This window comes from Chryseobacterium sp. C-71 (assembly GCF_020911865.1).
In the GTDB taxonomy this organism is placed as follows: domain Bacteria; phylum Bacteroidota; class Bacteroidia; order Flavobacteriales; family Weeksellaceae; genus Chryseobacterium.
On record NZ_CP087131.1, the window covers coordinates 553415 to 578211 of the forward strand.

Annotated in this window: 25 protein-coding genes; 7 read left to right on the top strand and 18 right to left on the bottom strand. The window is 33.7% G+C overall.

Translation table 11 applies throughout. From position 1 onward, the window contains the following. Positions 1 to 173: 173 nt before the first annotated feature. The gene (locus LNP04_RS02435) at positions 174 to 473 is read left to right on the top strand and encodes a hypothetical protein (RefSeq protein ID WP_229984999.1); all 300 of its coding nucleotides are present in this window, start codon (positions 174 to 176) and stop codon (positions 471 to 473) included. 101 nt (positions 474 to 574) lie between these two features. Next, on the top strand, positions 575 to 1021 hold the full coding sequence (locus LNP04_RS02440) for a phosphohydrolase (RefSeq protein ID WP_229985000.1): 447 nt from the start codon (positions 575 to 577) through the stop codon (positions 1019 to 1021). Here LNP04_RS02440 and LNP04_RS02445 read toward each other — a convergent pair. Next, positions 1018 to 1737, bottom strand: coding sequence for a DUF2490 domain-containing protein (locus LNP04_RS02445; protein WP_229985001.1), 720 nt, complete (start codon positions 1735 to 1737; stop codon positions 1018 to 1020). The genes LNP04_RS02440 and LNP04_RS02445 overlap by 4 nt on opposite strands. Positions 1738 to 1788: 51 nt before the next feature. Then, a complete protein-coding gene (locus LNP04_RS02450; RefSeq protein WP_229985002.1) occupies positions 1789 to 3600 on the bottom strand; it encodes a TonB-dependent siderophore receptor in 1812 nt (603 codons plus the stop codon). Between the two features lie 386 nt (positions 3601 to 3986). On the opposite strand from LNP04_RS02450, the gene uvrA reads away from it, so the two are divergent. Beyond that, positions 3987 to 6776 (top strand): excinuclease ABC subunit UvrA, encoded by a 2790-nt coding sequence (uvrA, locus tag LNP04_RS02455; protein ID WP_229985003.1) that lies wholly within the window; start codon positions 3987 to 3989, stop codon positions 6774 to 6776. A 412-nt stretch (positions 6777 to 7188) separates the two neighbouring features. Here the strand turns inward: uvrA and LNP04_RS02460 are convergent, their stop codons facing one another. The 4 genes from LNP04_RS02460 to LNP04_RS02475 all read right to left on the bottom strand — a co-directional run bounded on the left by LNP04_RS02460 (position 7189) and on the right by LNP04_RS02475 (position 9633). Next, complete coding sequence (locus LNP04_RS02460; protein ID WP_229985004.1) at positions 7189 to 7692, bottom strand: endonuclease V; 504 nt, start codon at positions 7690 to 7692, stop codon at positions 7189 to 7191. Positions 7693 to 7695: 3 nt separating this feature from the next. Next, on the bottom strand, positions 7696 to 8067 hold the full coding sequence (locus tag LNP04_RS02465) for a glyoxalase (RefSeq protein WP_229985005.1): 372 nt from the start codon (positions 8065 to 8067) through the stop codon (positions 7696 to 7698). After that, positions 8064 to 8510: a GNAT family N-acetyltransferase gene (locus LNP04_RS02470; protein ID WP_229985006.1), complete on the bottom strand. Its 447-nt coding sequence runs from the start codon at positions 8508 to 8510 to the stop codon at positions 8064 to 8066. Before LNP04_RS02470 ends, LNP04_RS02465 begins: the two co-directional genes overlap by 4 nt. A gap of 67 nt (positions 8511 to 8577) precedes the next feature. Next, complete coding sequence (locus LNP04_RS02475; RefSeq protein ID WP_229985007.1) at positions 8578 to 9633, bottom strand: M28 family metallopeptidase; 1056 nt, start codon at positions 9631 to 9633, stop codon at positions 8578 to 8580. Between the two features lie 78 nt (positions 9634 to 9711). On the opposite strand from LNP04_RS02475, the gene LNP04_RS02480 reads away from it, so the two are divergent. Next, complete coding sequence (locus LNP04_RS02480) at positions 9712 to 10851, top strand: aminotransferase class I/II-fold pyridoxal phosphate-dependent enzyme (protein ID WP_229985008.1); 1140 nt, start codon at positions 9712 to 9714, stop codon at positions 10849 to 10851. An 88-nt stretch (positions 10852 to 10939) separates the two neighbouring features. Here LNP04_RS02480 and LNP04_RS02485 read toward each other — a convergent pair whose 3' ends face one another. From LNP04_RS02485 to LNP04_RS02495, 3 genes are all read right to left on the bottom strand, one after another. Beyond that, positions 10940 to 13675 (bottom strand): sodium-translocating pyrophosphatase, encoded by a 2736-nt coding sequence (locus LNP04_RS02485; protein WP_229985009.1) that lies wholly within the window; start codon positions 13673 to 13675, stop codon positions 10940 to 10942. 411 nt (positions 13676 to 14086) lie between these two features. After that, a complete protein-coding gene (locus tag LNP04_RS02490; RefSeq protein ID WP_229985010.1) occupies positions 14087 to 14698 on the bottom strand; it encodes an inorganic pyrophosphatase in 612 nt (203 codons plus the stop codon). Between the two features lie 23 nt (positions 14699 to 14721). Next, positions 14722 to 15234 carry a hypothetical protein gene (locus tag LNP04_RS02495; RefSeq protein WP_229985011.1) on the bottom strand — a complete coding sequence of 171 codons (513 nt, stop codon included), beginning with the start codon at positions 15232 to 15234 and terminating at the stop codon, positions 14722 to 14724. A gap of 170 nt (positions 15235 to 15404) precedes the next feature. On the opposite strand from LNP04_RS02495, the gene LNP04_RS02500 reads away from it, so the two are divergent. Next, a complete protein-coding gene (locus LNP04_RS02500) occupies positions 15405 to 16187 on the top strand; it encodes an FkbM family methyltransferase (RefSeq protein ID WP_229985012.1) in 783 nt (260 codons plus the stop codon). Positions 16188 to 16202: 15 nt separating this feature from the next. Here LNP04_RS02500 and LNP04_RS02505 read toward each other — a convergent pair whose 3' ends face one another. The 7 genes from LNP04_RS02505 to pepE all read right to left on the bottom strand — a co-directional run bounded on the left by LNP04_RS02505 (position 16203) and on the right by pepE (position 22456). After that, positions 16203 to 17096 carry a hypothetical protein gene (locus tag LNP04_RS02505; protein ID WP_229985013.1) on the bottom strand — a complete coding sequence of 298 codons (894 nt, stop codon included), beginning with the start codon at positions 17094 to 17096 and terminating at the stop codon, positions 16203 to 16205. Continuing rightward, positions 17093 to 17770 carry a DNA repair protein RadC gene (radC, locus tag LNP04_RS02510; protein WP_229985014.1) on the bottom strand — a complete coding sequence of 226 codons (678 nt, stop codon included), beginning with the start codon at positions 17768 to 17770 and terminating at the stop codon, positions 17093 to 17095. The genes LNP04_RS02505 and radC overlap by 4 nt, the downstream gene beginning before the upstream one ends. A 31-nt stretch (positions 17771 to 17801) precedes the next feature. Beyond that, positions 17802 to 18377 (bottom strand): murein L,D-transpeptidase catalytic domain-containing protein, encoded by a 576-nt coding sequence (locus LNP04_RS02515; RefSeq protein ID WP_229985015.1) that lies wholly within the window; start codon positions 18375 to 18377, stop codon positions 17802 to 17804. Between the two features lie 66 nt (positions 18378 to 18443). After that, positions 18444 to 19112, bottom strand: coding sequence for an ABC transporter ATP-binding protein (locus LNP04_RS02520; protein ID WP_229985016.1), 669 nt, complete (start codon positions 19110 to 19112; stop codon positions 18444 to 18446). Positions 19113 to 19187: 75 nt separating this feature from the next. Next, a complete protein-coding gene (locus tag LNP04_RS02525; RefSeq protein WP_229985017.1) occupies positions 19188 to 20342 on the bottom strand; it encodes a HAMP domain-containing sensor histidine kinase in 1155 nt (384 codons plus the stop codon). A 6-nt stretch (positions 20343 to 20348) separates the two neighbouring features. Then, positions 20349 to 21722, bottom strand: a complete 1374-nt coding sequence (gene dacB / locus LNP04_RS02530) for a D-alanyl-D-alanine carboxypeptidase/D-alanyl-D-alanine-endopeptidase (RefSeq protein ID WP_229985018.1) — start codon at positions 21720 to 21722, stop codon at positions 20349 to 20351. Positions 21723 to 21763: 41 nt separating this feature from the next. Next, complete coding sequence (pepE, locus tag LNP04_RS02535; RefSeq protein WP_229985019.1) at positions 21764 to 22456, bottom strand: dipeptidase PepE; 693 nt, start codon at positions 22454 to 22456, stop codon at positions 21764 to 21766. 229 nt (positions 22457 to 22685) lie between these two features. Here pepE and LNP04_RS02540 point away from each other — a divergent pair, with 229 nt between their 5' ends. After that, positions 22686 to 23450: an IS5 family transposase gene (locus tag LNP04_RS02540; protein WP_229983946.1), complete on the top strand. Its 765-nt coding sequence runs from the start codon at positions 22686 to 22688 to the stop codon at positions 23448 to 23450. Between the two features lie 105 nt (positions 23451 to 23555). Beyond that, positions 23556 to 24116 (top strand): hypothetical protein, encoded by a 561-nt coding sequence (locus LNP04_RS02545; RefSeq protein ID WP_229985020.1) that lies wholly within the window; start codon positions 23556 to 23558, stop codon positions 24114 to 24116. A 65-nt stretch (positions 24117 to 24181) separates the two neighbouring features. Here the strand turns inward: LNP04_RS02545 and LNP04_RS02550 are convergent, their stop codons facing one another. Next, entirely contained in the window at positions 24182 to 24370 is a 189-nt protein-coding gene (locus tag LNP04_RS02550) for a YdeI/OmpD-associated family protein (RefSeq protein ID WP_229985021.1), read from the bottom strand. 134 nt (positions 24371 to 24504) lie between these two features. Continuing rightward, positions 24505 to 24747 carry a hypothetical protein gene (locus LNP04_RS02555; RefSeq protein ID WP_229985022.1) on the bottom strand — a complete coding sequence of 81 codons (243 nt, stop codon included), beginning with the start codon at positions 24745 to 24747 and terminating at the stop codon, positions 24505 to 24507. Positions 24748 to 24797: the final 50 nt, after the last annotated feature.

The following is a 24797-nucleotide window of genomic DNA, read 5'->3' on the forward strand; positions in this document are numbered from 1 at the left end:
ATTTATGATTTTACCACTTCATTTAGAATATATAAGCAGGTAGTACAATTTCATCATTTATTTGCAAAACTATAAATTCTTTTTTTAAAGCAATAAAATTCTATTTAGATTTTTTTTGATATTCACATCTTTATATTGAAATATTTTTATAATTTTAAATCAAACAAATTTTTATGAAAATTATTTTCGGTTCACTTATCTTCCTGTCAGGTTTATTATCGGCTCAAACCTCGCTGATTGAGCCATTAAAAAGAGACAGTTTGGATCTTCACAATTTCAATTCGCCAATTATTCCTGAAACTGAACCGACTTCTATAGACAGCAGCTTGGTGAAATTGTATAAAATGCCGGTTGCTAAACCAGACAATCCTAAAATTTATTCAAGTTTGAAAGCAACGGTAAAGAGTAATACCCAATTTAAGATCTTTAATCCATTAGATTCTTTAAAAGCTAAAAAACTGGCAGCAAAGTAATTTTCAAAATCATTTGATTGTTGATAACATATTCTAAAATTATTTAGAAATATATAGAATTTGTAATGGCTGTTTTATATTTTTGTACTCTATTTTACAAGATGACAAAAGAAGAACTGCTACATAAAGCCATAAAAATTGCCGATAAAGCACATAAAGGACAGAAAGACAAATACCACGCTCCATACATTGCCCACGTAATGCGTGTCATGGAATATGGAAAGACAATGGATGAGAAAATTGTAGGAGTTTTGCATGACGTTGTAGAAGATAACCCTGAAGATTTCAGCCTTGCTTATTTAAGAAACGAAGGTTTCCCAGAATATATTCTTTATGCAATCAGCTGTCTTACGAAATATGATGATGATGAAATCTATGATGACTTTGTAAAAAGAACTGAAAGATCTCCTCTTGCCGTTGCAGTGAAGTTAAATGATCTTCGTGATAATATGGATTTGCGTAGAGTAAACCGCGAATTGACCTCAAAAGACATTCACAGATTCAACAAATATCTAAAAGCTTACCGCTATCTTTCTGAAAAATATTAATCTGCTCCTGGGAAATGATATGTTTTTGTTTCCTCGCTTTTTGTTCCGTCGATGTTGATGTTTAGGGCTAAATAAACGAAGTGAACGTTTTTATTTCCTTTTGCATCAAATTCTCTCTGCCAAAGATAGCCGCTTACAATACCGAAAGTTTCATCAGCTTGATATCCAAAACCGCCATATAGTCTGTTTCTGGCAAATGTTGGTTTCATAGGAGTTACAAAGAAAACTTCATCATATACGTTTGCAAATACAGTTCCTGGCTCTATCTTTTTAGCATTTAAAGGAACTGAAATATTCAAACGGTAACGGTAACGCATTCTCTCAGAGTTCTTATCGGTTTTTGGCTCATAAAACCAAGATTTTTCTGCTCTGAAACGGTTTTCAAATTTCACAATTCCCTTTTTGAAATCAATAATATCCTGTAGCCAAACCCTGAATTCTTCTTTATCGATTGCATGATCTTTATACGTTGCATATCTCCCTAAACCAACAAATGGTTTGTGACTTTTAGTAAGGTTGTACCCTAAACCACCTTTAATTTCGTAATAATCGGGATAGGTATATTCTTCTATACCTCTCATTTGACCTTCAGCATATAAGAAAAATTTTGGATGAAACTTATAGGTCACGGTCAACGCATTGAAAGAGGAAATATGTTCCTGAGCGTTTAAAAAGCTCATCATCAAAACAAAACCAAGACTTGTAAGAAGTTTCATCCAAAAAATTTTTGCAAAAGTAAACGATTTAACAATGCCGTAATGTTAAGTTTACTTAATATTAATATTGTACATGAAACCAAGGTGAAACCATCTTTGAGGCATCGGCACGCCAAAAGTTTCTGTATATTTTGAATCAGTCACATTATTTACCAAAACGTAAACAGAAAAATCATTTTTATTAAAGCTTAATTTTTCATCCAAAAGGTTATAACTTCCCAAATTTACACGGTCGTTATATCTGTAAACCAATTCGTTCGTAAAGTATTTCAAGAATTTGGTCTGCAATTTTGCGACAACTTGATGTTTCAGATTATCAAGAACATATCTCGAATATCCGTCATTGAATTCTTTAAATTTATTATCTAAATAAGTGTAACCCAGAGTATATTTCATCCAATCGAAAATCTGATGACTCAATTCAGCTTCAATACCTTTAATTTCTGTATCACCGACATTCTTTGCATACCAAATAGGATCTTGTAAAGAGTTTTTAACCCAATCGATAGCATCCGATGAGCCTCTGTAGAAACCACTTACTTTTCCTAAAATAGTTTTGTTCTGATATTGATACCCAACTTCTGCATAAACTGCACTTTCAGGTAGCAAGTTTTCATTTCCCTGTTCTGTTTTGCTGGTATAATAAAGGTCGGTAAAAGTTGGCACTCGGTGTACTTTTGAGATATTTCCGTATATTTTGTTGTTCTCGTAAAAAGAATATCCGACATCTAATCCAGGATAAAAGAAGTTGCCTTCGTTAGAATAATTTGCCCACGAAATTCCCGGTGTAATGTTCAGTTTTTTATCTAATAAAGAAAAATGATGTTCAAAGAAAACCTGAGAAACAAATCGTTCTCTGTGGCCTAAATTGTTACTTGCCAAAAACTCTTTTCTCAATTCAACACCCAATCCGGTCGTTCCCAAATTTGAAGTATAGCTTGAATTCACTTCCCCACCTACATTGTTTCCGATGTGCATATTTCTGTAAATCTCAGGCTTTTCTCTGTTGAAAAGGTACATATCCTGACCTCTTCTCCAATACACATTCGAGTTTAATTTAAACTTACCAAAGCTTTGCTGATGAGACAAACTCACGATAGAAGCCTGAAGTTCTTCATATTGTTCTGTGGCATTTGGCGAAGAATAAAAACCATTTGCCCCGAATTTTTTCTCTGAAATACCCGCTTGTAATCTGATACTTCCGTCTTTTATTTTTAATTGATTCTGATAGAAAACATTTTTCATTTCAAAATCTGTATTGTGTCTATACCCTTGTGAAGAATTTGAGTTTGCCTGCAATAAGTTTGAAAATTTTTCATTTCCAAAATTGGCATTTAAACCAAGACCATACGTTTCATAATCACCACCTTCTGCTCTTATTTTTACTCGTTTTCCGGGATTGGCTTTTGTAATAATATTAATGGCTCCTGCATAAGCATTTTGCCCAAAACGTCTTGCTGCAGGACCTTTAATGATTTCAATTCTCTCAACATCTTCCAAATCTACAGGAACATTCAGAGAATTGTGACCGGTCTGAGAATCATTCATTCTGATCCCGTTGAGTAGTAAAAGAACCTGCTCAAACGAACTACCACGAAAACCTATATCACTTTGCACACCATTGGCTCCTCTCCTTCTGATATCCATTCCCGGAATTTGCTGAAGGATTTCGTCGATGCTGGTTGCCGGGGAATTTAAAATATCTGCTTTCGTAATAACAGAAATATTTTGATTGGCATTTTTATATGGAGTTGAAATGAATTTTCCCTGAATTTCTATAGAATCGATTTCGGTTGTTTTTTCCTGAGCGTCTACACTGTATATTCCGGCCAGAAAAAAAGCTGCGAGTAGTTTTTTGTTCATCTTACTTTTAGTTTGTTTTTGAAGTTTCCAAAATTAGGAGACTTTATCTAAGTAGCAAATGATAGATGTCATGAAAAAAGATGCAGCAATGTGCATCTTTAAAGGGGAATTTTAAAACGTAAATTATCTTTTTCTCATTAAATGTGTATACAAATGTCTGAAAAATTCTCTCATTTTTAACACTGATTTAATAGAACAATTTTACAATAAAAAAATATATCAAACAATAGTAAAGTGTTATTAATTCTAAAAATATCATATTTTGAAGATATCATTTTATAAAGTATTTTAAAAAACAAAAATTCATTAAATATCCTTATTTCACAGTTGATTTATTTTAATTAAATCCGTCAAAATTTCGTATTTTTGTTGGTCTTAATTTTACTATGGCTCCAATTACAGAAATAGATATAAAAAAACAGGTTTTCGTTAAGAATGCACATCTTAACAACCTGAAACACATCGATGTATTAATCCCGAAAAATAAATTAATCGTCATTACAGGAGTTTCCGGAAGTGGAAAATCTTCTTTGGCATTTGATACGATTTATGCTGAGGGACAAAGACGTTATGTTGAAAGTTTGAGTTCTTATGCACGTCAGTTTTTAGGTAAACTTGAAAAACCTAAAGTTGACGACATTAAAGGTTTGGCACCATCGATAGCCATCCAGCAGAAAGTAATTTCTTCAAATCCACGTTCTACGGTAGGAACTTCCACAGAAATTTACGATTACATGAAGCTTCTTTTTGCAAGAATCGGGAGAACTTTTTCTCCGGTTTCCGGCGATGAAGTAAAAAAAGATTCAGTTTCTGATGTGATTGATTACATTAAATCAGCAAAAAGCGACACCGCATTTCTCTTAACCGCTCCTTTGGAATATGATCTAGAAAATTTTACTGAAAATTTAAATATTTTAAAGCTTGCAGGTTTCACAAGATTGGAAGTTAACGGAAATGTTGCCGGAATTGAAGATCTGGAAAGTTTCGGATTTGCGCCTGAAAAAGGAATGGTGATCAATTTGGTCATCGACCGTTTTTCTTATGAAGATGATGAAAGTTTTCTTCAGCGTTTGGCAGATTCCATCCAAATGGCTTTTTACGAAGGTCGAGGATATTGTTCATTAAAAAATATTGAAACAGCGGAAAGTAAAGAGTTCTCTAATAAATTTGAGCTTGACGGGTTGGAATTTCTTGAACCAAATGTTCATTTTTTCAGTTTTAATAATCCTTACGGTGCTTGTCCGACCTGTGAAGGTTATGGAAAAGTAATTGGGATTGATGAAGATTTAGTCATTCCAAATAAAGCTTTATCTGTTTTTGAAGATGCAATTGCATCATGGAAAGGTGAAACAATGAGCGAATGGAAAAAAGATTTCATTAAAAAAGCAAAAGACTTCCCTATTCATAAGCCTTATCATCAATTAACCAAAGAGCAGAAAAATTATCTTTGGAAAGGTGATGGAAGTAAGACCTTCCCTTCTTTGAATAATTTCTTCGCAATGCTTGAGGAGAATTTATATAAAATCCAGTACCGTGTGATGCTGTCTCGTTATCGTGGAAAAACACTTTGCCCGACTTGTGAAGGTTTACGTTTGCGTGAAGAAACGACTTGGGTGAAAATTGACGGTCACAATATTCAGTCGATGATTGAGCTTCCTTTGGATGAGTTGTCTCCGATGATCAACAGCTTAAAATTATCTCAACACGATAAGGATATTGCTAAAAGATTATTATACGAAATCACTACCCGACTTGAGTTTCTACTGAAAGTTGGTTTAGGATATTTATCGATTAACAGAACATCCAACACGCTTTCCGGTGGAGAAAGTCAGAGAATTAACCTTGCCACAAGTTTGGGAAGTTCTTTGGTAGGTTCTATTTATATTCTGGATGAACCATCGATAGGATTACACTCTCGTGATACCGAAAATTTGATTGGAGTTTTAAAAAATCTTCGAGATTTAGGAAATACCGTAATCGTTGTAGAACATGACGAAGATGTGATGAGAGCAGCAGATTACATCATCGATATTGGTCCGGAAGCGGGTTATTTAGGTGGTGAATTGGTGTTCGCCGGAGATTATAAAGAATTGAAAGATGCAGATACGCTGACTTCAAAATATCTTACAGGAAGATTAGAGATCAAAGTTCCGGAGAAACGTAGAAAAGCAAAAGAATTTATTCATATCAAAGGAGCTAGAACGAACAATCTGAAAAACATTGATGTTGATGTACCTTTAGAAAGTCTGGTTGTGATTTCGGGAGTTTCCGGAAGTGGAAAATCTACTTTGATGAAGGAAATTCTTACTAATGACATTCAGATTCAGCTGGGAATGGGCGGAAAAAAAGGTGATTATGATTCTGTGGAATTCCCAAAAAAACTGGTGAAGCATATTGAATTAATCGATCAAAATCCTATCGGAAAATCATCGCGCTCAAATCCTGTGACGTATCTGAAAGCGTATGACGACATCAGAGATTTATATTCTAAGCAGAAAGTTTCGAAAATGATGGGTTACAAACCGAAACATTTTTCTTTCAACGTTGATGGCGGAAGATGTGACGAATGTAAAGGTGAAGGCGTAATCAATGTTTCGATGCAGTTTATGGCTGATATCGAGCTGGAATGTGAAGTTTGTAAAGGAACACGTTTCAAAAATGAAATTCTCGAAGTAAGATTTGACGAAAAAAATATTTCGGATATTCTTCACATGACGGTTGATGAAGCGCTGACATTTTTTAAAGATAATAAAGAAGATAAAATCGTTACAAAACTGACTCCGCTTCAGGAAGTTGGTTTGGGATATCTGCAGTTGGGACAAAGCTCGTCTACCCTCTCCGGAGGTGAAGCGCAACGTGTGAAACTGGCTTCATTCCTTGTCAAAGGTGTGACAACAGATAAGACTTTGTTTATTTTTGATGAGCCTTCGACGGGATTGCATTTTCATGATATTCAGAAGTTATTGAAGTCTCTGCAGGCTTTAATCGACCTTGGACATTCAGTAATTGTTATTGAACATCAACCCGATATTATGAAATCTGCCGATCACATCATCGACATTGGTCCGGAAGCCGGAAAGTATGGTGGAGAAGTTGTTTTTGCTGGAACGCCGGAAGATTTAGCGAAAAATAAAAAGTCGCATACGGCGAAGTATATTGCTGAAAAGCTTAATTAATATAATGTTATCCACAAAAAAATGTGGATAAGTTGTTAATTTTAACATTAAATTGATATTGCGTATTAAAAATATTCTTACATTTACTATGTAATAAAACTGAAATGAAATCAATTTTTGCTCTCTTCGTTTTCGGAATTGCAATTAAATTTGAAATAAATTTAAAGCACAGCATCGTCGGCTGTGCTTTTTTGTTGTTGTCTAATTAAAAAAAATGAGATCTATCTACTGAGTCTGCCTCTAAAGGGCAGATTCTTTTTTGTCATCATCCTTCTGTTTAGATTTACCTAAAGGTTTTTCTTTTGAAAACAGGTTGATGTGATTATTTTCTTCATTTGTACTTATTTTTCGCAAAAATAAAGTTTAAGACAGATAAACCAAACTTTTTATAAAAATTATAAACTCTAAAATATTATTCTTCTCTCGTCAGTTGATCAAGTTTTTTTAATAAAGTCGGAAATCTAAAATGACCATGCATTTTCTCAACCTTCTTTTGTACTTCATCAACGTCGATTCCGATTGAAGTTAGGAACAAAGGCGTTTTGCTTTCTCCCCGAAAAACTTCCCTCCTCTTTGAATCGGGAGAAGAAAATCCGTTTTTGGCAATTCCGATGACAGGGAATTTCCTGTTCAGGACTTCAAAAAGATAACCGCCCAAACCAATTTTTCCTTCATCATTCAAAGTAACATAACCATCAACAATGATGATGTCATTTGGTTTTAATTGAATTTTTTCTAATAAACTTAAAATACAAGGAAGCTCTCTTTTATAAAACGCACCGCTTTCGTACTCTGCAGTAATTTTTGTTTTTTCATTAAAAATTTCGTTCTCTTGTTCTGAACTCCAATCTTCAAAAGCTATACACACCGTTTTTGCAAAGTCTTCGTAGTAATAAGTATCAAATGCGTAAATCATGATTTAATCTTTATTGAAAAACTCTCCAAAATGCCATAAAATGCCTGCCGGGTCATGAAGAAAACATTCTTTACCCCAATCCATTGTGCGAATTGGAGAGAGCTTTGAGCTTGCATACTTTTCGGGTAAATTGAGTGATAAAAGTTCTTTGTAGAACTCGTCAGTATTTTCTACTTCGATGAAAATCATGGTGTTTTCTATCCATTCTTTTGCATAATAATCCTGAAGATAGAAAGCGATTTCCTGTTTTTTAAATACCGAAAAGTTGTTTTCGAGAACCATTTCTTCAAAGCCCAAATCTCTGTAAAAAGCTCTACTTTCTTCAAAATTTTTAGATCCTATAAAAGGTCGGATTGATTTTATAGTTTGTTTCATTTTATCTCTGTTTTATTTTTCCAGTTATCAAAATTCATTTCAAATTTAATTTCTTTGCCGTGCATTCCCTTTTCTTGCCAGCCAGATTTTCTGTAAAAGATTTCTGCTCTTGTCTTGGGTGATGTACCCAGCCAAACGGTTTCACTTGTTTTAGAGAAATACCAATTGAGCATTATATCATGTAATTTTCTGCCGATACCCTGATTTTCAAAATCTGGATGAAGAAATAATGCCCAGATATTATTTTCTTTTAAATCTACAATCGAAAATCCTACAATCATATCATCAATTTCACAAACCCAGCCCTTGCCTCTTACTGTCAGAAATTCTTCACAATCCTGATTAGTAACCAGATTGGGATCAGACAATGTGTTTTCTTTCACAACATTTCTTACCATCTGTATCTGTGGAATATCTTCGATATTGGCTTCTCGTATAATCATTTTAAATTTAAGTTTAAAAAACCTACAAGAAAATTCTTATAGGTTTAATGTAAATATTGAGCTCAAATTATTTTTTATCAACCACAATTCTTGCTTCTCTGTTGGCAATTTCCCAAGCCGTAGCAAAAACCAATTGAGTTCTTTTTTGTAACATCGAGTAGTCTATTTTTTCAACGTCGTCCGTTGGTTTATGATAATCTTCATGAATTCCGTCAAAATAAAATGCTACAGGAATATTATTTTTAGCAAAATTATAATGATCTGATCTGTAATATAATCTCTGAGGATCTTTCGGGTCGTCATATTTATAATTCAATTCTAAATTGACCGTCTTTTTGTTTGCGGCTTCATTAATCACTTTTAGCTCAGAGCTTAGCATTTCAGATCCAATTACATAAACATAATTTTTGCCTCTGTTCTCAGGATCATCACGGCCAATCATATCGATATTTAAATCAACAACCGTATTCGCTAAAGGAAAAACCGGATTATCAGAATAATATTCAGAACCGAAAAGTCCGTGCTCTTCGCCGGTTACATGAAGAAATAAAATAGATCTTTTGGGTCCGTTTCCAGCTTTTTTAGCACTTTGAAAAGCTTTTGCGATTTCCATCACGGCAACCGTTCCGCTTCCATCGTCGTCAGCACCATTGTAAACTACCCCATTTTGTGTTCCTACGTGATCATAATGTGCAGAAACCACGATGATTTCTTCAGGCTTTTCGCTCCCTTCAATGAATGCTAAAATATTTTCTGAATCAGGTAAGTCTTCACCACCTCTTTTCTTCATATATTCAGAAGGAACTTTCTGGTAGTATGAGCCTAAAGTTTTTGGAAATGAGATCCCGAGACTTTTATAATAATTAATCATATACTCTCCTGCTTTCTTCTGACCCGCACTTCCTGTGTCTCGACCACCCATTTCATCAGATGCGATTACATAAAGATTTCTCTTTAAATCTTCAAGCTTAATGTTTTGATAAGCAGACTGAAATGCCTTGTCAGTTTTAGACAAACTTGAACTGGCTGAGTTCGACGTATTTTGACCGTTTGTGGCAACTTTTGAAGTTCCGCAGCTTGATAAAACAACGATAGACAATATAGGAATCAGAAATTTTTTCATTCGTAAATTATTTTTCTAAAAATAATAAAAATAATTTAACTTTAACTAAGAATCAATTTTATAAATTTGATCAACGAGATGAAAAAAAATTACGGATTTAATGATTTTAAATTTTTCACCGAAATGTCTGAACTTGCTTCAAGACATCAGAGCTACGATTTGTCATTAGGCCTACCCGATTTTGAGATTGACCCTCGCTTACGCTATTATCTCAAAGAATCAGCCGACATCATCAGTCACAGTTATGAATCGCTCTCAGGAAGCCCTTTGCTTATAGAAAATATCCTTAAATTTAATTTAAAAAGAACGAACAGCTTAGTATTAAAAAAAGAGGAAGTTAATATAGTTCCCTGTTCTACATTTGCTCTTTATACTTCATTAAAATCTATATTGAATCCTGGTGATGAAGTGATTGTCATCCAGCCATCTTACTATACTTATGCTCCGTCTATTGTCCTCAATGGAGGAGTTCCTGTATATTATGATCTTGATAATGATTTTGCAATAAATTGGGAGAAACTTCAAAATTGTATTTCAGAGAAGACAAAAGCAATCATCATTAATTCTCCGCAGAATCCTACAGGAAAAACATGGACGGCATCTGATTGGGAACAACTTTATCAATTGATTAAAAATCAGGAAATTTATTTGATCTCAGAAGAAATTTATGATATTTATTGTTATGATGAAATTGAGCATTACAGTCCGTTTCTTCATTCTGAACTTAAGAAAAGAACATTCTCTATTTTTTCTTTTGGTAAAATGTTTCATGCAACCGGCTGGAAAGTGAGTTATCTTTTAGCGTCAGAAGAACTGCTTGATAATTTCAGATGTCACCAACAATATATTTCTTACAGTTCAAATGCACCTTGCCAGTACGCCATTGCAAAATATTTAGAGGTTTTTGATCAGTCTGACAATCAAAAAATCATGCAGAATAAAAGAGATATTTTTAACGAATTAATTAAAGATACACCATTGCAAATAGAGCAAAAATCTGAAGGTGGTTTTTTCCAATTGGTGAATTTCAGAAATATTTCAAAAAGCATGACCGATGTTGAATTTACAAAATGGCTTACGATTGAAAAAAAAGTATCCTGCTTACCTCTTTCTGCGTTTTATAATTCAAAACAAGATTCAGATTACATAAGGTTTAGTTTTGCTAAAAAAGACGACGTGATTATTCAGGCTTTGGATCATTTGAGAAAGAATTTATAAAGATTCCCATAGATCAACAGATTTTCACAGATAAAAAAACACCGCATATAATTTGCGGTGTTTAATTTTTATTGAAGTTATATTTTAATTATAAGGACAAAACTCTTACATCAATCCTTCTGTTTTGCGCCATACATTCATCGGTGTCATTGGCTTCACAAACAGGATATTGTGAGCCATAACCTTCGGCTTCTACTCTGTCCGCAGCAATTCCTAATTCTAATAATTTAAGCTTTGTGGTTTGTGCTCTCAGATTAGATAATTGCTTGTTGGCTTCCTCACTGCCTGAATTATCTGTGTAGCCGCCTAACTTTATTTTAAGATTAGGATAAGCATTTAAAATTTCCGCCAAATTCATCAATTGAGCTTCTGAACCTGCTTTTAAATCACTTGAACCCGTTTCAAAATATAAGTTTTCAATCGTGTACCAAGAATTTGGATCTAAAACTGTCTGCTTATTATTTTTAATCTGATCATACATTACATAAAGCTGGCTTTGGTTTCCTAAAGAAATGGTTTTTCCACCTTTCAGTTTAACTTCCTGAATGGCTCCTGTATTATACACAAAATCACCATTTTCATTCAGCTGACCCATTATCTCTTGTGGAGCAACTACAGCGTTCACACCTGCAGTGTTTTGGTTTACTGAATTAACAGCTGCCATTCCTGTTAGACTTTCAATTTTAGCTTGTCTGTTGGCTTCAATTTTATCTTTGTGCATTACTGCTAAAGTTGGCGCAATCACCAATGAAACAATCGACATTAATTTAATTAAAATGTTCATCGATGGTCCAGAAGTATCTTTAAAAGGATCTCCTACAGTGTCTCCGGTTACAGAAGCTTTATGTGGTTCTGAACCTTTGTAATACGTTTCTCCGTTTATTTTTGCTCCTTTTTCAAATGATTTTTTAGCATTATCCCAAGCTCCGCCTGCATTGTTTTGGAACATTCCCATTAAAACTCCGCAAACTGTTGCTCCCGCCAAAAATCCACCCAAAACTTCTGGGCCAAAAATAAATCCAACCAAAAGAGGTGAAATAATAGCAATTGCTCCCGGAAGCATCATCTTTCTAAGTGAAGCCTCTGTAGAAATAGCAACACATTTTTCATATTCGGGTTCTGCTTTTCCTTCTAAAATTCCTGGTATTTCTCTGAATTGTCTTCTTACTTCTTCCACCATTGCCATTGCGGCTTGTCCAACCGCTGTAATTGCCAATGATGAAAAGATAAACGGAATCATTCCACCGACAAATAATCCTGCGAGAACGTCTGCCCTGTAAATATCAATGCCATCAATTCCCGCAATGCCTACAAAAGCTGCAAATAAAGCTAAAGCTGTCAATGCCGCTGAAGCAATGGCAAAACCTTTTCCTGTAGCTGCAGTTGTATTTCCTACGGCATCTAAAATATCTGTTTTCTCACGAACTTCTTTTGGTAATTCGCTCATTTCGGCGATTCCACCTGCATTATCAGCAATCGGTCCGAATGCATCAATTGCTAACTGCATCGCTGTTGTAGCCATCATTCCTGCAGCTGCGATTGCAACCCCATATAATCCGGCACACAAATATGAACCATAAATACCTCCAGCTAAAACAATAATAGGTAAAAATGTAGATTCCATCCCAACAGAAAGTCCGCCGATGATATTGGTAGCGTGACCTGTAGAAGATTGTTTGACAATACTTTTAACCGGTCTTTTGCCCATTGCTGTGTAGTATTCTGTGATGATACTCATCAAAGTTCCTACAACCAAACCAACCATAATGGCTCCGAAAACTCCCATTTTGGTAAATTCTAAACCACGTAAAATCATGGTTTCGGGTAATAAATAATTAACTAAAAAATAAGATGAAATTGCCGTGATGACAATACTTCCCCAGTTTCCAAGGTTTAAAGCATTTTGAACACTTGATGTAGAAGAATCTTCATCATCATTAATTTTAACGAATAGCGTTCCGATCATTGAAAATATAATTCCCGTTCCTGCGATCAACATCGGTAAAAGAATTGGTGCAAAACCTCCGAACGCATCGTCCGACATCGTTTCACGCCCTAAAACCATCGTTGCCAAAACTGTTGCTACATAAGAACCAAATAAATCGGCACCCATTCCGGCAACATCTCCTACATTATCCCCGACATTATCTGCAATGGTTGCAGGGTTTCTAGGATCGTCTTCAGGAATTCCTGCTTCCACTTTTCCTACTAAATCAGCTCCTACATCGGCTGCTTTTGTGTAAATTCCACCTCCAACTCTTGCAAAAAGAGCGATTGATTCTGCACCTAGAGAAAATCCGGTTAGGATTTCGATGGTTCTTTCCATTTCATGAGAATCGACCATTGCGTCGGGAGCAAAAATCTGTTTAATAATTAAATAGAGCGAGCCTAATCCTAAAACTGCTAATCCGGCAACCCCCATTCCCATCACCGAACCTCCGGCAAAAGAAACCTTTAATGCTTTCGACAATGAAGTTTTTGCCGCTTCAGCAGTTCTTACATTGGCTTTTGTTGCGATTTTCATTCCTATAAATCCTGCCAGAGCAGAAAATACCGCACCAATCACAAAAGCAATACTGATGCTCCAGTGAGAATTTGAATTTGTCGTTCCCATAACAGCCAGAAGAATGGCGACAATGACGACGAAGTAAGCTAAAATTTTGTATTCGGCTTTCAGAAAAGCCATTGCGCCGTCAGCGATGTGTCCGCTAATGACTTTCATTCGTTCATTTCCTGCGTTTTGCTTGGTTACCCAATTGCTTTGGAGAAATGTGTAGAGTAATGCGATAACACCAAAAATTGGCACTAAATAAAATAGATCCATAGTTTAATATTTTTTTGGTAATAGAATAATAAATATACCAAATAAATCTATTCATAAAATTAAAAATGATGTAAATTCATTAAAAGTCTAGAAATCAACTTAAGGAGGAGTTGAAAAAATCTTAATATCAATCAGAAAAAAGGCGAGATTTTCATTATGGAAATCCTTCTTACCCGTAGAATTGCACACGCCCCGACCTGAGTGGAGCTCTTTTTTCTTTCATTGCGATTGGGCAAAATTTGTAGTAAATGACTTCCTTATGTTCGCAATGAAAGAAAAAAAGCGGGAATGGAGGGCGGAAAAGGCGCCAAAAAAATATTATTGTTAATCTATAATTGATTATTGAAAAATCGAGACAAAAAAAGAGCAAATGAAATTCATTTACTCTTTTAACTTATCATTTAGAGAATTTTATCCTCCGAATTTGCTTGCGTAATCGTTTTGAGAAGCGATAATCACTTTTCTAGCGTGTTCTGCTCCGTAAACTTCCTGAATTCTACATTTAGCAGGCTCGTCCGGAAGGTTTTTATACGTTAAAAAGTAATGCATTAGTCTTTTTACTTCAGCTTCTGGAAGTTCAGCGATGTCTCTGAAATGTCCGAAAGCGTGGTCACTTACCATTACTGCAACGATTTTATCATCAGCTTCACCACTGTCAATCATTTTGAAACCACCGATTGGAATAGCTTCCATCAATAAACCACCAGAATGAATATTGTGAGAACTCAAAACACAGATATCCAAAGGGTCATGATCTCCCATTGTAACGTCATCTGCTCCACTTTCTACAGCTAATTTCATTACTTCTTCGTTACAGTATGTTCTTGGAACAAAACCATATAATGCAGGAATAATGTTTGAGAATTTCTGAGGTCTGTCTACCTTTAAATATCCTGTAGCTTTATCAATTTCATATTTAATCGTATCTGAAGGAACAATTTCCACGAAAACGTTGACAACGTTTGGCGCATCTTCTCCTGCAGAAATCCCATGCCACGGATGTGCTTTAAAATTTGGAATCATTTATTTATCTTTATTTTTATAGTTTAAGCAATTATTAAAATTTCTCTTCTCAAATCTTCAATGGTTGCCCCGATGTAATCATCTCCATTCATATAATTCATGATGAAAACGGTTTTAAATTCATTAAGATTAGGGTTGTTATTCAAACTTTCGTAAGTTTTGTGAAGCAAATCTATGATAGCGAGTTTAGAATCAACGATATTCTGCCATGAATTTTTCGTTAAGTATAATTGTTGAGACGAATTGTATTCAAACTCTTCATTAATGGTACGTTCTGTTAAAAAAACAAACTCATGAGCTGCCAAATCTTTATCAAATTTCTGAATAAGATTGGAAGGTTTCATTCGCTCTAAAAAAAGCGTCATTCTTTCGTAAGAATGGGTTTTATTTTCAGAATTTGATTTTACAGAAAGTAACTTGATTTCCTGATTCTTTAAATTGATATAGGTATAGACAAATTGTCTCAGCAAAACCAAAAACGGAATCGCCACAATCAGTGCAAATGCATACGGTAAATAGTCTGAAAAATTTGTCATAATTTGAGGAAGCAAAATTACTAAATATTTGTTATTTAATCATCATTTTAATAAGTTTTAATAAATGCAGTTGAGTCAGTGGTTTAAAGTAAATATGCAACGGGTAAAATTATCATTATTAAGAATAAAATTTAACTAAATTTACAGCCTTATTACGCAAAATCATAGAAATGTCTCTTAATAACTATATCTCAAAATTAGCTTTTACCTCAAAAATCACCAACAGTTTAAAATCCTGGATATCACTGATTGTAAATTCTAAGAGATATAGTTCAAGATTTAAAAAAAAGACTTTAGATTTAAACAACAATGAAACTTTTGTTTATCACCTAAAAATGGGAACTAAAAGTTTCGATTTCTATTTAAGAACTTTTAAGGGTGATATTGATATTTTCTACGAAGTTTTCTGGAAAAAAACCTACGCTGAGCATCTTTCCATTTTAAAAAAGGATCCAAAAATAATTGTTGATTTGGGAGCGCACATTGGAATTACATCCACTTATTTATCCTTAAAATATCCTGATGCCAAAATATATGCAGTAGAAGCTTCTGCAGAAAATTTCGAACTGCTTAAAAGCAATACAAAATCTTTCAAAAATATAAAATGCATTCATGCTGCTGCATACTTTGAGGATGGTTTTGTCAATTTTTCAAATAATGAATTATCTTATAATCAAAGAATTTCTAAAAACGGTATTTCAACAGAAGCTATATCTATTGAAAGTCTGAAAACAAAATTCAGTCTATCAGATATTGACTTGATGAAAATTGATATTGAAGGTGGTGAAATTGAATTGTTGAGCAAAAATAATTCATGGCTATCCAGCGTTGAAAACATCATTATAGAAATTCACAATCCCTATACCGCATCAGATTTAGAAAAAGATCTGAAACCTTTTGGTTTTAAAATCATGCGTGATGAACATTTTGTTTTTACAGCGGTAAAAGGCTAAAATTTTTAAAAAAGATTACCTGATTTTTAGAATTTTCTTAAGTAAGTCTTTTTTGGAATTGCTTAAGACAGGATACGTTTTCAAAACTGGGCGAAAACCCGTGAAAAATTCTTCAATGGAAGGAATTTCGCTTCCTTCAAAATCAAATATTTTAGAATTGATATTTTTAGAAATAATATGATCTATTAAAACAGATGATCCGGATAGTTTCACATATTTTTTATCATTAAATGTTCCTAATAATGCAATGGTATTTTCGTTGCAGTACAATGCTAAAGCATTAATAATTTTCTTTTGGTAGATAAAAACAACTATTTCCAAAAGTTTTGCTTTTTCCAATTCGGAAAAGATTTTCATGAATTTCCTTTTATCATTTTCATCTTTAGCACCCAATGAATTTTCATTGATAAAGTTTTCGGCTTCTAAAAAATTCACTCTTTGAATCTCTGAATTTTCAAGAATTTCATGATCAAGTCGTAGTTTTCTTTTCCGTTTTGGTGAATATCTTTGTCTTACCAATTCATAGTTTTCTGGATTGATAAGATAATTTTTTCTTCTTTTTAAAGTTTGGCTAAATTGATTAACATCATTGAAAGCATAATACCAAATTCTATATTTACTTTTAAAAAAATCTAAAAACTGATCATTAATAAACACTTCGTCATTCTTCGAAAAAATTCCAAGTTGCTGACAAAGTTTTGGATTAATTATAAACTTCAAACCCATTTTTTTGATGTAAGGAACCGGCATGACCGCCTCATAATCATTGTAAACCAATAATTCCCATTTTTTATCTGAAGTAATATCCAGAAAGTCTTTTGTTGCAGAGTATTTTCGCTGCTCAGAATTTTCTAAGCAATGGGTGTATTTTTCATAATCTATTTCGTTGTATTTCAGTCTTCTAATCATAATATGCCTTCATCTACGAAACTTAGATAAGTATTTTGAGTAATGATGAGATGATCGAGAAGCTGAATGTTCATGAGATTTCCTGCTTCTTGTATCTTTTTTGTAATATTAATGTCTTCAGCGCTTGGTTTTAAGTTACCTGAAGGATGATTATGTGAAATGATAATTCCTGTAGCAAAATGTTCTAAAGCTATTTTAAAAACAATCCGGATATCCACAATTGACTGATTGATACCTCCCTGCGTGAGCTGGGCAAGATGAATTACTTTGTTACTCTGATTTAGAAAAACTGCCCAAAATTCTTCTGTTCTGAGGTCTGCCAAATGAAGTTTCAGAATTTGATATGCATCTTTACTGCTTGAAATTTGTGGTTTTTCGGGAATTTCCTGCGAAGCTCTTCGTCTTCCTATTTCTAAAGCAGTTGCGATAGAAATTGCTTTTACTTCGCCTACCCCTTTAAATTTAGTTAAATCTTTTATCGTCAGTAAACTCAGCTGATGCCAATTATTATTCACTGACGCCAATATTTTCCTTGCCAATTCTACCGCCGTTTCATCTCTGCTTCCACTGCCCATGATGATTGCCAAAAGTTCAGAATCAGAAAGTGAATTTTTACCTTTCAGTAAAAATTTTTCTCTGGGTCTGTCGTCTTCTGCAAGAAATTTTATAGACATGATTTAGGTTGTAGATATTAATTTTTTAGATTTAATAAAACGCAAATAAAATAATTGGCTTTTTTGATTGGTCAATATATTTTGCAGTTTGATTAAAGGCAATTTTCGATAGCATGGGGCAGCTAAGACTTAAACAAGCTAAATTTTCAGATTCCTGATTGGGAATACAGTCAAAGGAATGAAGAACAATTGCACGTTGCAATGCATTGTTATTGGTAGAATCAAGACCTTGTAATCTGTAAGCTTTGCCAAACTTACCAACATAACTTTCACGGATTTCATATTTCCCTAAAGAAGATTGATAAGAGCCTTCTACATTAGAAAATTTCAAATCATTTGATCTTGAAACTACAGAACCAGAACCGTGAGAAACTATTGCTTTTTGCAAAAATTTATCATTCTTTAAATCGTAAACAAAGTATCTGTATTTCCCGGAATGTGTTTTAAAATTAATAAAAACCGCAATTTCCTGGTTGTAATTTTTCCCTTTCAGAAAATCTTTAATTTCTGCTATTTTTGTTGCCGGCAAAACCGATTGACTCTGCTGAGATTGGGTTTTGGAACATGAAATAATAAAAAGAAACAAGAAAATAAATTGTTTCATCATCAAAATTGTGTTTAAATTTTTTTACTATTTAAAGCTGTCAGTCAAAAGTCTATTGTAATAAGCAGCTTACTCTATAATCATTCCGTCTTTCATGACCAATTTTCGGTCTGTTATTTCAGCTAAATTGGGATTATGTGTTACAATTACAAATGTCTGGTTGTATTTGTCTCTCAAATCAAAAAATAGCCGATGCAAATCATCCGCATTTTTAGAATCCAAATTTCCAGTGGGTTCATCTGCGTAAATGATTTTGGGTGAATTGATTAAAGCTCGTGCAACAGCTACTCGCTGCGCCTCACCACCAGACAACTGAGTTGGCTTGTGATGCAGTCTTTGTCCTATTTTAAGATCTTCAAACAAGTCGTAAGCTTTTTCAATGGCTTCTTTTTCGTTCGCTCCGGCAATTTTTGTTGGAATTAAAACATTCTCTAATGCTGTAAATTCCGGAAGAAGCTGATGAAACTGAAATACAAAACCGATGTTCTGATTTCTGAATCTTGAAATCTGCTTATCAGTCATATTGATGAATGATTCTCCATTGAGCTCAATTTCCGTTTTATAGTTTTTAGGATTTGAAGGGCTGTCTAAAGTTCCTAAAATCTGTAAAAGTGTAGATTTTCCCGCTCCGGATTCTCCCACAATAGAAACGACTTCACCCGCTTTGATATGAAGGTCTACTCCTTTTAAAACTTCCAGATTACCATAAGATTTATGGATATTACTTGCTCTAATCATGCTTCAAAAATAGTGATTTTTTTTTGCTTTTGGCTTCTTCTGATCAGCTTTTAGCATTATTGATTTAATTAAAAATTATCCTTTTTTTATGATGATTCTAAAGGTTGTTCCTTTTCCTACTTCAGTCTGAGAAATTTTTATATCACCGTTATGGTATTCCTGCACTACTCTTTTGGCTAAGCTTAAACCCAATCCCCAGCCACGTTTTTTTGTTGAGTAACCTGGTTTGAAGGCGTTTTGAGCCTGATATTTTGTCATTCCGCTGCCGTTGTCTTTTACTTCTATTAAAATATTTTTGTTGCGTTCAAAAACTGACATTTGTAAAACACCCTCACCTTTCATTGCATCCACGGCATTTTTGACCAAATTTTCTATCACCCAGCTCATCAGAATTTTATTGTGCGGAACCAAAATATTGTACGTTGGAAGCAGAAGAGTAAAGTCGATTTTATTTGAAATTCTGGTTTTTAAATAATCATAATTTTCACGAATCGTTTCGTTAAAATTCATGTCATTCAATTCGGGAACAGAACCAATTTTTGAGAATCTTTCAGAAATCGTTCTCAGTCTTTCAATGTCTTTTTCTATTTCATGAACTCCTTCTGAATCAGGGTTTTCAAGTTTCATAATTTCCATCCACCCCATCATTGATGACAATGGAGTACCAATTTGGTGTGCAGTCTCTTTTGCCAAACCTGCCCAAAGATAGCCTTCATCGGTTTTCTTTACCGTTCTTAAAAACCAGAATGAAAATAGAAAATAACACAAAACAAAAAAACCTAGCAGAAAAGGAAAATATTGTAGATTATTAAGCATTTCTGAATTGTCATAATAAACAAACTGATTATTTCCACCCTGCACGATTATTTCTATCGCAGGATATTTTTTTGCCATTCCTTTTGCTAAAGCAATTATTTTTTTGGAGTCATCACCAATCTCTTTTGGTAAATGTTTATATTCTATGATTTGATCATTTTTATCTAAAATAATCACAGGAATTGTGGTATTGGAGCTGTAAATTGCAAGAAGCAGTTCCTGAACTTCCAAACTTGGTGTTACATCTTGTTGAAATTTTAGAGCTTTAACCAAAATGTCAACTCGCTTTACTTCATCTTTCTTCAAATAATTAACAACCAAGGTAGAAGTAATAACGATGGATACAACAACCAACGTCATCAAAGAAAAAATAAACCAGTTGTTGAATCTGGCAAAAATGGATCTTTTTTTCAATTGTATTTATTTTAAAAGATTTAAAATTTTCTGCAATTCTGTACTTCCGCTTCCCTGATAATTATTGATGATAATTGCGTAAACGTATTTTTTTCCATCTTTTGAAGCGTGATATCCTGCGTATGATTTTGTATCTCTCATCGTTCCGCTTTTCATTTTCATACCGTTGTCCTGAGTAGGAAATCCGTCGTAATAAGATTCAAACCAGGGTTGTTTTTTAGCATAAATTAAAGCCTGAACTTCGGCTTTTGCTGAAACATAATTTTGTGGGGAAAGTCCGCTTCCGTCAGCGAAATTAATCATATTTGAATTAATACCTTTTGATTTCCAGAACTCTGTAAGATAAGCAATTCCGTTTTTGAAACTTGAGTTACCTTTTTTCTCTTTACCTAAAGTTTTAATTAAATTTTCCCCATATAAATTCACAGATTTTCTCAGGAACCAATAAACGATTTTATCTAAAGTCGGCGATTCGTAGGTCAGAATAATATTATTTTTTGGAAATTCTATAGCTTTCTTTCCTTCAATTTCAATTTGAGAATTTGTTAAAACTTTTCCCGAAAATTCAACTCCGGAATCTTTCAGCCATTTTTGAACTTCTACGCCCAATTGCAAAGGCGGATTGGGAACAGAACCCGAAACTGTGGTCACTTTTCCTGCGGGCAGACTTCCATTAATTAAAGCCACCTCAGAATGTGGAGCCGTAAAAATCAAGCTTTGATCTGAACTTCCGGCTGCTTTCAAATCATTCAGCCATTTAATTCCGGCTAAAGGATAAGAGAAACTTTTAAAATCTGTTCCGTTGATATTGATGTCAAACTGATTTTCACGCCAATTGACTCCCCAAACCCCAGCACCATAATAATTCCCCAAATCATCCCAAGGCCAACCTCCGGGAATCGTCTGATGGTCAAAATAAGAATCATCAATAATTAAATCACCGGAAATTTTTGTAATTCCTGATTTTTTGATGGCTTCTAACAATTTTTGTTTGAAATTTTCAGGCTTATAGCCATCATATCTCCAGCTTCCTAGCGTAGGATCACCATTTGATGTGATGAAAAGATTTCCGTTTAAATTTCCATTAGAAATCGTTCCTGAGTATGCCGAAGTCGTTTTGTAAGTATAATTTTTACCTAAAGTTTCCAAAGCGGCTGCTGCAGTAAATATTTTTTGGGTTGAAGCCGTTGATAAACCTTTACTCCCCTGATATTCGTAAATCAAATTTCCGCTTTCATCTGAAACATAAAAAGATAGATTTGATGAAACAGCCAATGAAGAATTCATCAGATTTTTTGTAGCATCATCTAATTTTTGAGCAAAATTTTGAGCAAAAATAATTTGTGTGGAGAATATGATTAAGGCAAGCGATTTTTTCATTAAAGAATTGTTTATTCAAATATAAAAGTATAAACTATAAATTATAGCTGACTGCCAGATTCTATTTCATAAGGCTCTTTTCCTTTCTCAAAAATCCTCGTCAGTTCGCTTCCTTCAACAGTAATTGTATCACCTATTCTTCTGATCCAGCTTCCTTCTCGAAGTCCGACAACTTTGATGTCGTTTTGGGTTAAAAATTCTTTGATACGGGTCTCTCTGGTTTCTCCGTTATGTTTTAAATCCGGATTGGGATCGAGATAATGCGGATTGATATTGAAAGAAACCAATCCCATGCACTCAAAACTTGGAGGATAAACGATCGGCATATCGTTGGTTGTTTTCATGTTCTGCCCGCCAATATTACTTCCGGCGCTGCATCCTAAATATGGTTTTCCATTTTCCACATTTTGCTTTAAAATAGTCATAAGGTTTTCTTCATGCAACGTTTTAACCAGCAAAAAAGTGTTTCCGCCGCCAGTAAAATATCCTTTTGCTGAATGTAGAGCTTCAATTTTATCTTCAAATTCATGCAAACCTTTTACTTTAATATTAATAGTTTCGAAAAAATATTTTGCTTTTACGGTGTAATCATCATGTGAAATTCCGCCGGGTCTTGCGAATGGAATGAAAATAATTTCATCGATTCCTTTATATAATTCAATAAGTTCTTCTTTTAAATATTCAAGATACTCTCCACCAAAAAGTGTAGAAGTTGAAGCTAATATTATGTTCATAAGATGAAAGATAATAGGTTTGTTATAAAACAAAGATAAACTCAAACAAGGTAAGAATCAAAAAATACGCTAAAAAAAGTCTGTTAACTGTTAGAGCCTGTTTAAAAATTAAATTAGAAAAAGTTATATGGCGTTTATCTTTATAAAATAAACGTATAAAAAATTGATTGTCAGTTGTTTATGTGTTTTATTTTTCGTAACTTGTTGGTAACTAATCAATTAAGCTACATTGAAACACTACTCTACAAACATTTCTGACAATCAGTGGCAATTTATAAAAAAGACTTTGAACCTCAATAATAGAAAACGAAAATATGATTTAAGAATCATTTGGAACGCCATTATGTATTTAGTGAAAACCGGATGTCAATGGCGGATGTTGCCTGGTGATTTTCCCAAATGGGAGTTGGTTTATTATTATTACAGCAAATGGGCAAATGCAGAGGATTTTGATCTGCTTCTTTCGAAATTACGAGAAACAGTCAGATTAAAACTAAATCAAAATAGAGAACCAAGTCTAGGCATAATGGATAGTCAAAGTGTAAGATGGGGAAACAATCGTTCATTAAATGGTTTTGATGGGAACAAAAAAGTAAAAGGCATTAAAAGACATGTGGTGGTTGACAAAAACGGATTTTTATTAGCAATAATGGTTACTGTAGCCAATATTCATGACAGTAAAGCTGTAGATTTTCTCATGAGAACTTTGGCGTATTTCTTAAGTCCGGTGAAGATTATTCTTGCGGACGGCGGTTATAGAGGAGAAATCACAGAACAGGTGAAAAATAAATTTGGTTATTTGATCAATGTGGTCATGAGAAGTGATGAAAAGAAATGGGAGTTTAAACCCATTTCTAAAAGATGGATTATTGAACGGACTTTTTCCTGGTTTGATAACGACCGAAGATTGTGCAGGAATTATGAACTGCTAATGGAAAATTCAGAAAATATGGTCAAATTATCTGCCATAAAAAATTTATTGTATAAAATTTAAACAGGCTCTTAATACCTTCAAAAAAAACTTAAAGGTTCTAAAACTTTCTTTTTAATGGAATTATTCTTGAACTTTAATATTTACAATTTTAAAAATGTAAGAAATATGAAAACGATTAAAATTAATATTAAGCAATTATTTGTAGGTTTAATGATGATAGGAAGTACAGGAGTTCTTGTTGCCCAAACTTCGCCAAAAACAGATAGTGTGAAAGTTACCGCTTCTACGACAGCCCAAGTACAAACAAATCCCGCGATTGAGGGTTTAAAAAAGCAAGTTGAGGCAAATCCGAAAGATACGGAAGCATTAGCAAAATTAGCTACAGCGTATCAGGATGCATCAGACTGGACAAATGCAGTGGATACATGGAAGAAAATATCTGTTTTGTTACCAGATTGGGCACCTTCTTATTACAGCCAGGCTTACGCATATCAATCTGCTAAAGATGATGCCAATGCAAAACTTGCATACGAAAAATATATCGCGACTGTAAAACCTGCAGAGATCGAACAGAATAAGAAAAATCTTGCTTATGCATACTTTTATATTGCATTCGCAGAACAAAAAAGCGATCCTACCAAAGCAAAAGAACATATCGCTAAATCTATAGAATACGATCCTACAAATCAGGATGCTGTAAAACTTAACCAAGCTTTAAATTCATAGTTAAAGTAAAATCCAGAAAATTTTTCTGGATTTTGTTTTTTACCAATAGCAGATGAATTTTATTTTTAATTAATTTTCTTGCCAAAAAAATCTGTTTCACCTTTTAGATGAGTGACAATTTTAATTATATTTTTTTGAATTGCAGCTTCAGTTTTAAGATTGTTAATATATTTAATGAGCTCATTTCTTCTGGAAGGGATGAGATTTTCAAAATTTTCTAACGCCGTAGGATTATTTTTAATTGCTTTATCCAATTCCGGATGAATGGTAAGAGTTCTTTCAGCATCATCCTAAGCAATAGAAACATCAAGCACTTCACCAATTCTTTTTGGTGAATTTTCTAATATCGTTACATTGATATACAACCTCCATTCTCCAAGATATTTCATTAAATTTTGTCTGAACTCCTTTCCATTATAAATCCTTTTACAGGAATCGGGCTCTTATTTTTACCCGCTTTTTCGAATATTTTATTTAAAATTTCTTCAGGTACAAAAACAAAAGGATTGATTCCTATAATCTCTAACTTGGCTGTGAAATGATTATTTTCCATGAAGAACAAAGTTACATTTTTTAGAATACTGATGATAAATTGTAGAATCTCCAAAACCGTTTTGTAATATAATCTCAATATTTAATTACAAAGTATTCATTATCTTTGCGGTAATAAATCTATTATAC

Bases quoted from the DNA above. Each gene is read 5' to 3' on its own strand.
- LNP04_RS02435 (WP_229984999.1), top strand. From the start codon at position 174: ATGAAAATTATTTTCGGTTCACTTATCTTCCTGTCAGGTTTATTATCG.
- LNP04_RS02440 (WP_229985000.1), top strand. From the start codon at position 575: ATGACAAAAGAAGAACTGCTACATAAAGCCATAAAAATTGCCGATAAA.
- LNP04_RS02445 (WP_229985001.1), bottom strand. From the start codon at position 1,737: ATGAAACTTCTTACAAGTCTTGGTTTTGTTTTGATGATGAGCTTTTTA.
- LNP04_RS02450 (WP_229985002.1), bottom strand. From the start codon at position 3,600: ATGAACAAAAAACTACTCGCAGCTTTTTTTCTGGCCGGAATATACAGT.
- uvrA (WP_229985003.1), top strand. From the start codon at position 3,987: ATGGCTCCAATTACAGAAATAGATATAAAAAAACAGGTTTTCGTTAAG.
- LNP04_RS02460 (WP_229985004.1), bottom strand. From the start codon at position 7,692: ATGATTTACGCATTTGATACTTATTACTACGAAGACTTTGCAAAAACG.
- LNP04_RS02465 (WP_229985005.1), bottom strand. From the start codon at position 8,067: ATGAAACAAACTATAAAATCAATCCGACCTTTTATAGGATCTAAAAAT.
- LNP04_RS02470 (WP_229985006.1), bottom strand. From the start codon at position 8,510: ATGATTATACGAGAAGCCAATATCGAAGATATTCCACAGATACAGATG.
- LNP04_RS02475 (WP_229985007.1), bottom strand. From the start codon at position 9,633: ATGAAAAAATTTCTGATTCCTATATTGTCTATCGTTGTTTTATCAAGC.
- LNP04_RS02480 (WP_229985008.1), top strand. From the start codon at position 9,712: ATGAAAAAAAATTACGGATTTAATGATTTTAAATTTTTCACCGAAATG.
- LNP04_RS02485 (WP_229985009.1), bottom strand. From the start codon at position 13,675: ATGGATCTATTTTATTTAGTGCCAATTTTTGGTGTTATCGCATTACTC.
- LNP04_RS02490 (WP_229985010.1), bottom strand. From the start codon at position 14,698: ATGATTCCAAATTTTAAAGCACATCCGTGGCATGGGATTTCTGCAGGA.
- LNP04_RS02495 (WP_229985011.1), bottom strand. From the start codon at position 15,234: ATGACAAATTTTTCAGACTATTTACCGTATGCATTTGCACTGATTGTG.
- LNP04_RS02500 (WP_229985012.1), top strand. From the start codon at position 15,405: ATGTCTCTTAATAACTATATCTCAAAATTAGCTTTTACCTCAAAAATC.
- LNP04_RS02505 (WP_229985013.1), bottom strand. From the start codon at position 17,096: ATGATTAGAAGACTGAAATACAACGAAATAGATTATGAAAAATACACC.
- radC (WP_229985014.1), bottom strand. From the start codon at position 17,770: ATGTCTATAAAATTTCTTGCAGAAGACGACAGACCCAGAGAAAAATTT.
- LNP04_RS02515 (WP_229985015.1), bottom strand. From the start codon at position 18,377: ATGATGAAACAATTTATTTTCTTGTTTCTTTTTATTATTTCATGTTCC.
- LNP04_RS02520 (WP_229985016.1), bottom strand. From the start codon at position 19,112: ATGATTAGAGCAAGTAATATCCATAAATCTTATGGTAATCTGGAAGTT.
- dacB (WP_229985018.1), bottom strand. From the start codon at position 21,722: ATGAAAAAATCGCTTGCCTTAATCATATTCTCCACACAAATTATTTTT.
- pepE (WP_229985019.1), bottom strand. From the start codon at position 22,456: ATGAACATAATATTAGCTTCAACTTCTACACTTTTTGGTGGAGAGTAT.
- LNP04_RS02545 (WP_229985020.1), top strand. From the start codon at position 23,556: ATGAAAACGATTAAAATTAATATTAAGCAATTATTTGTAGGTTTAATG.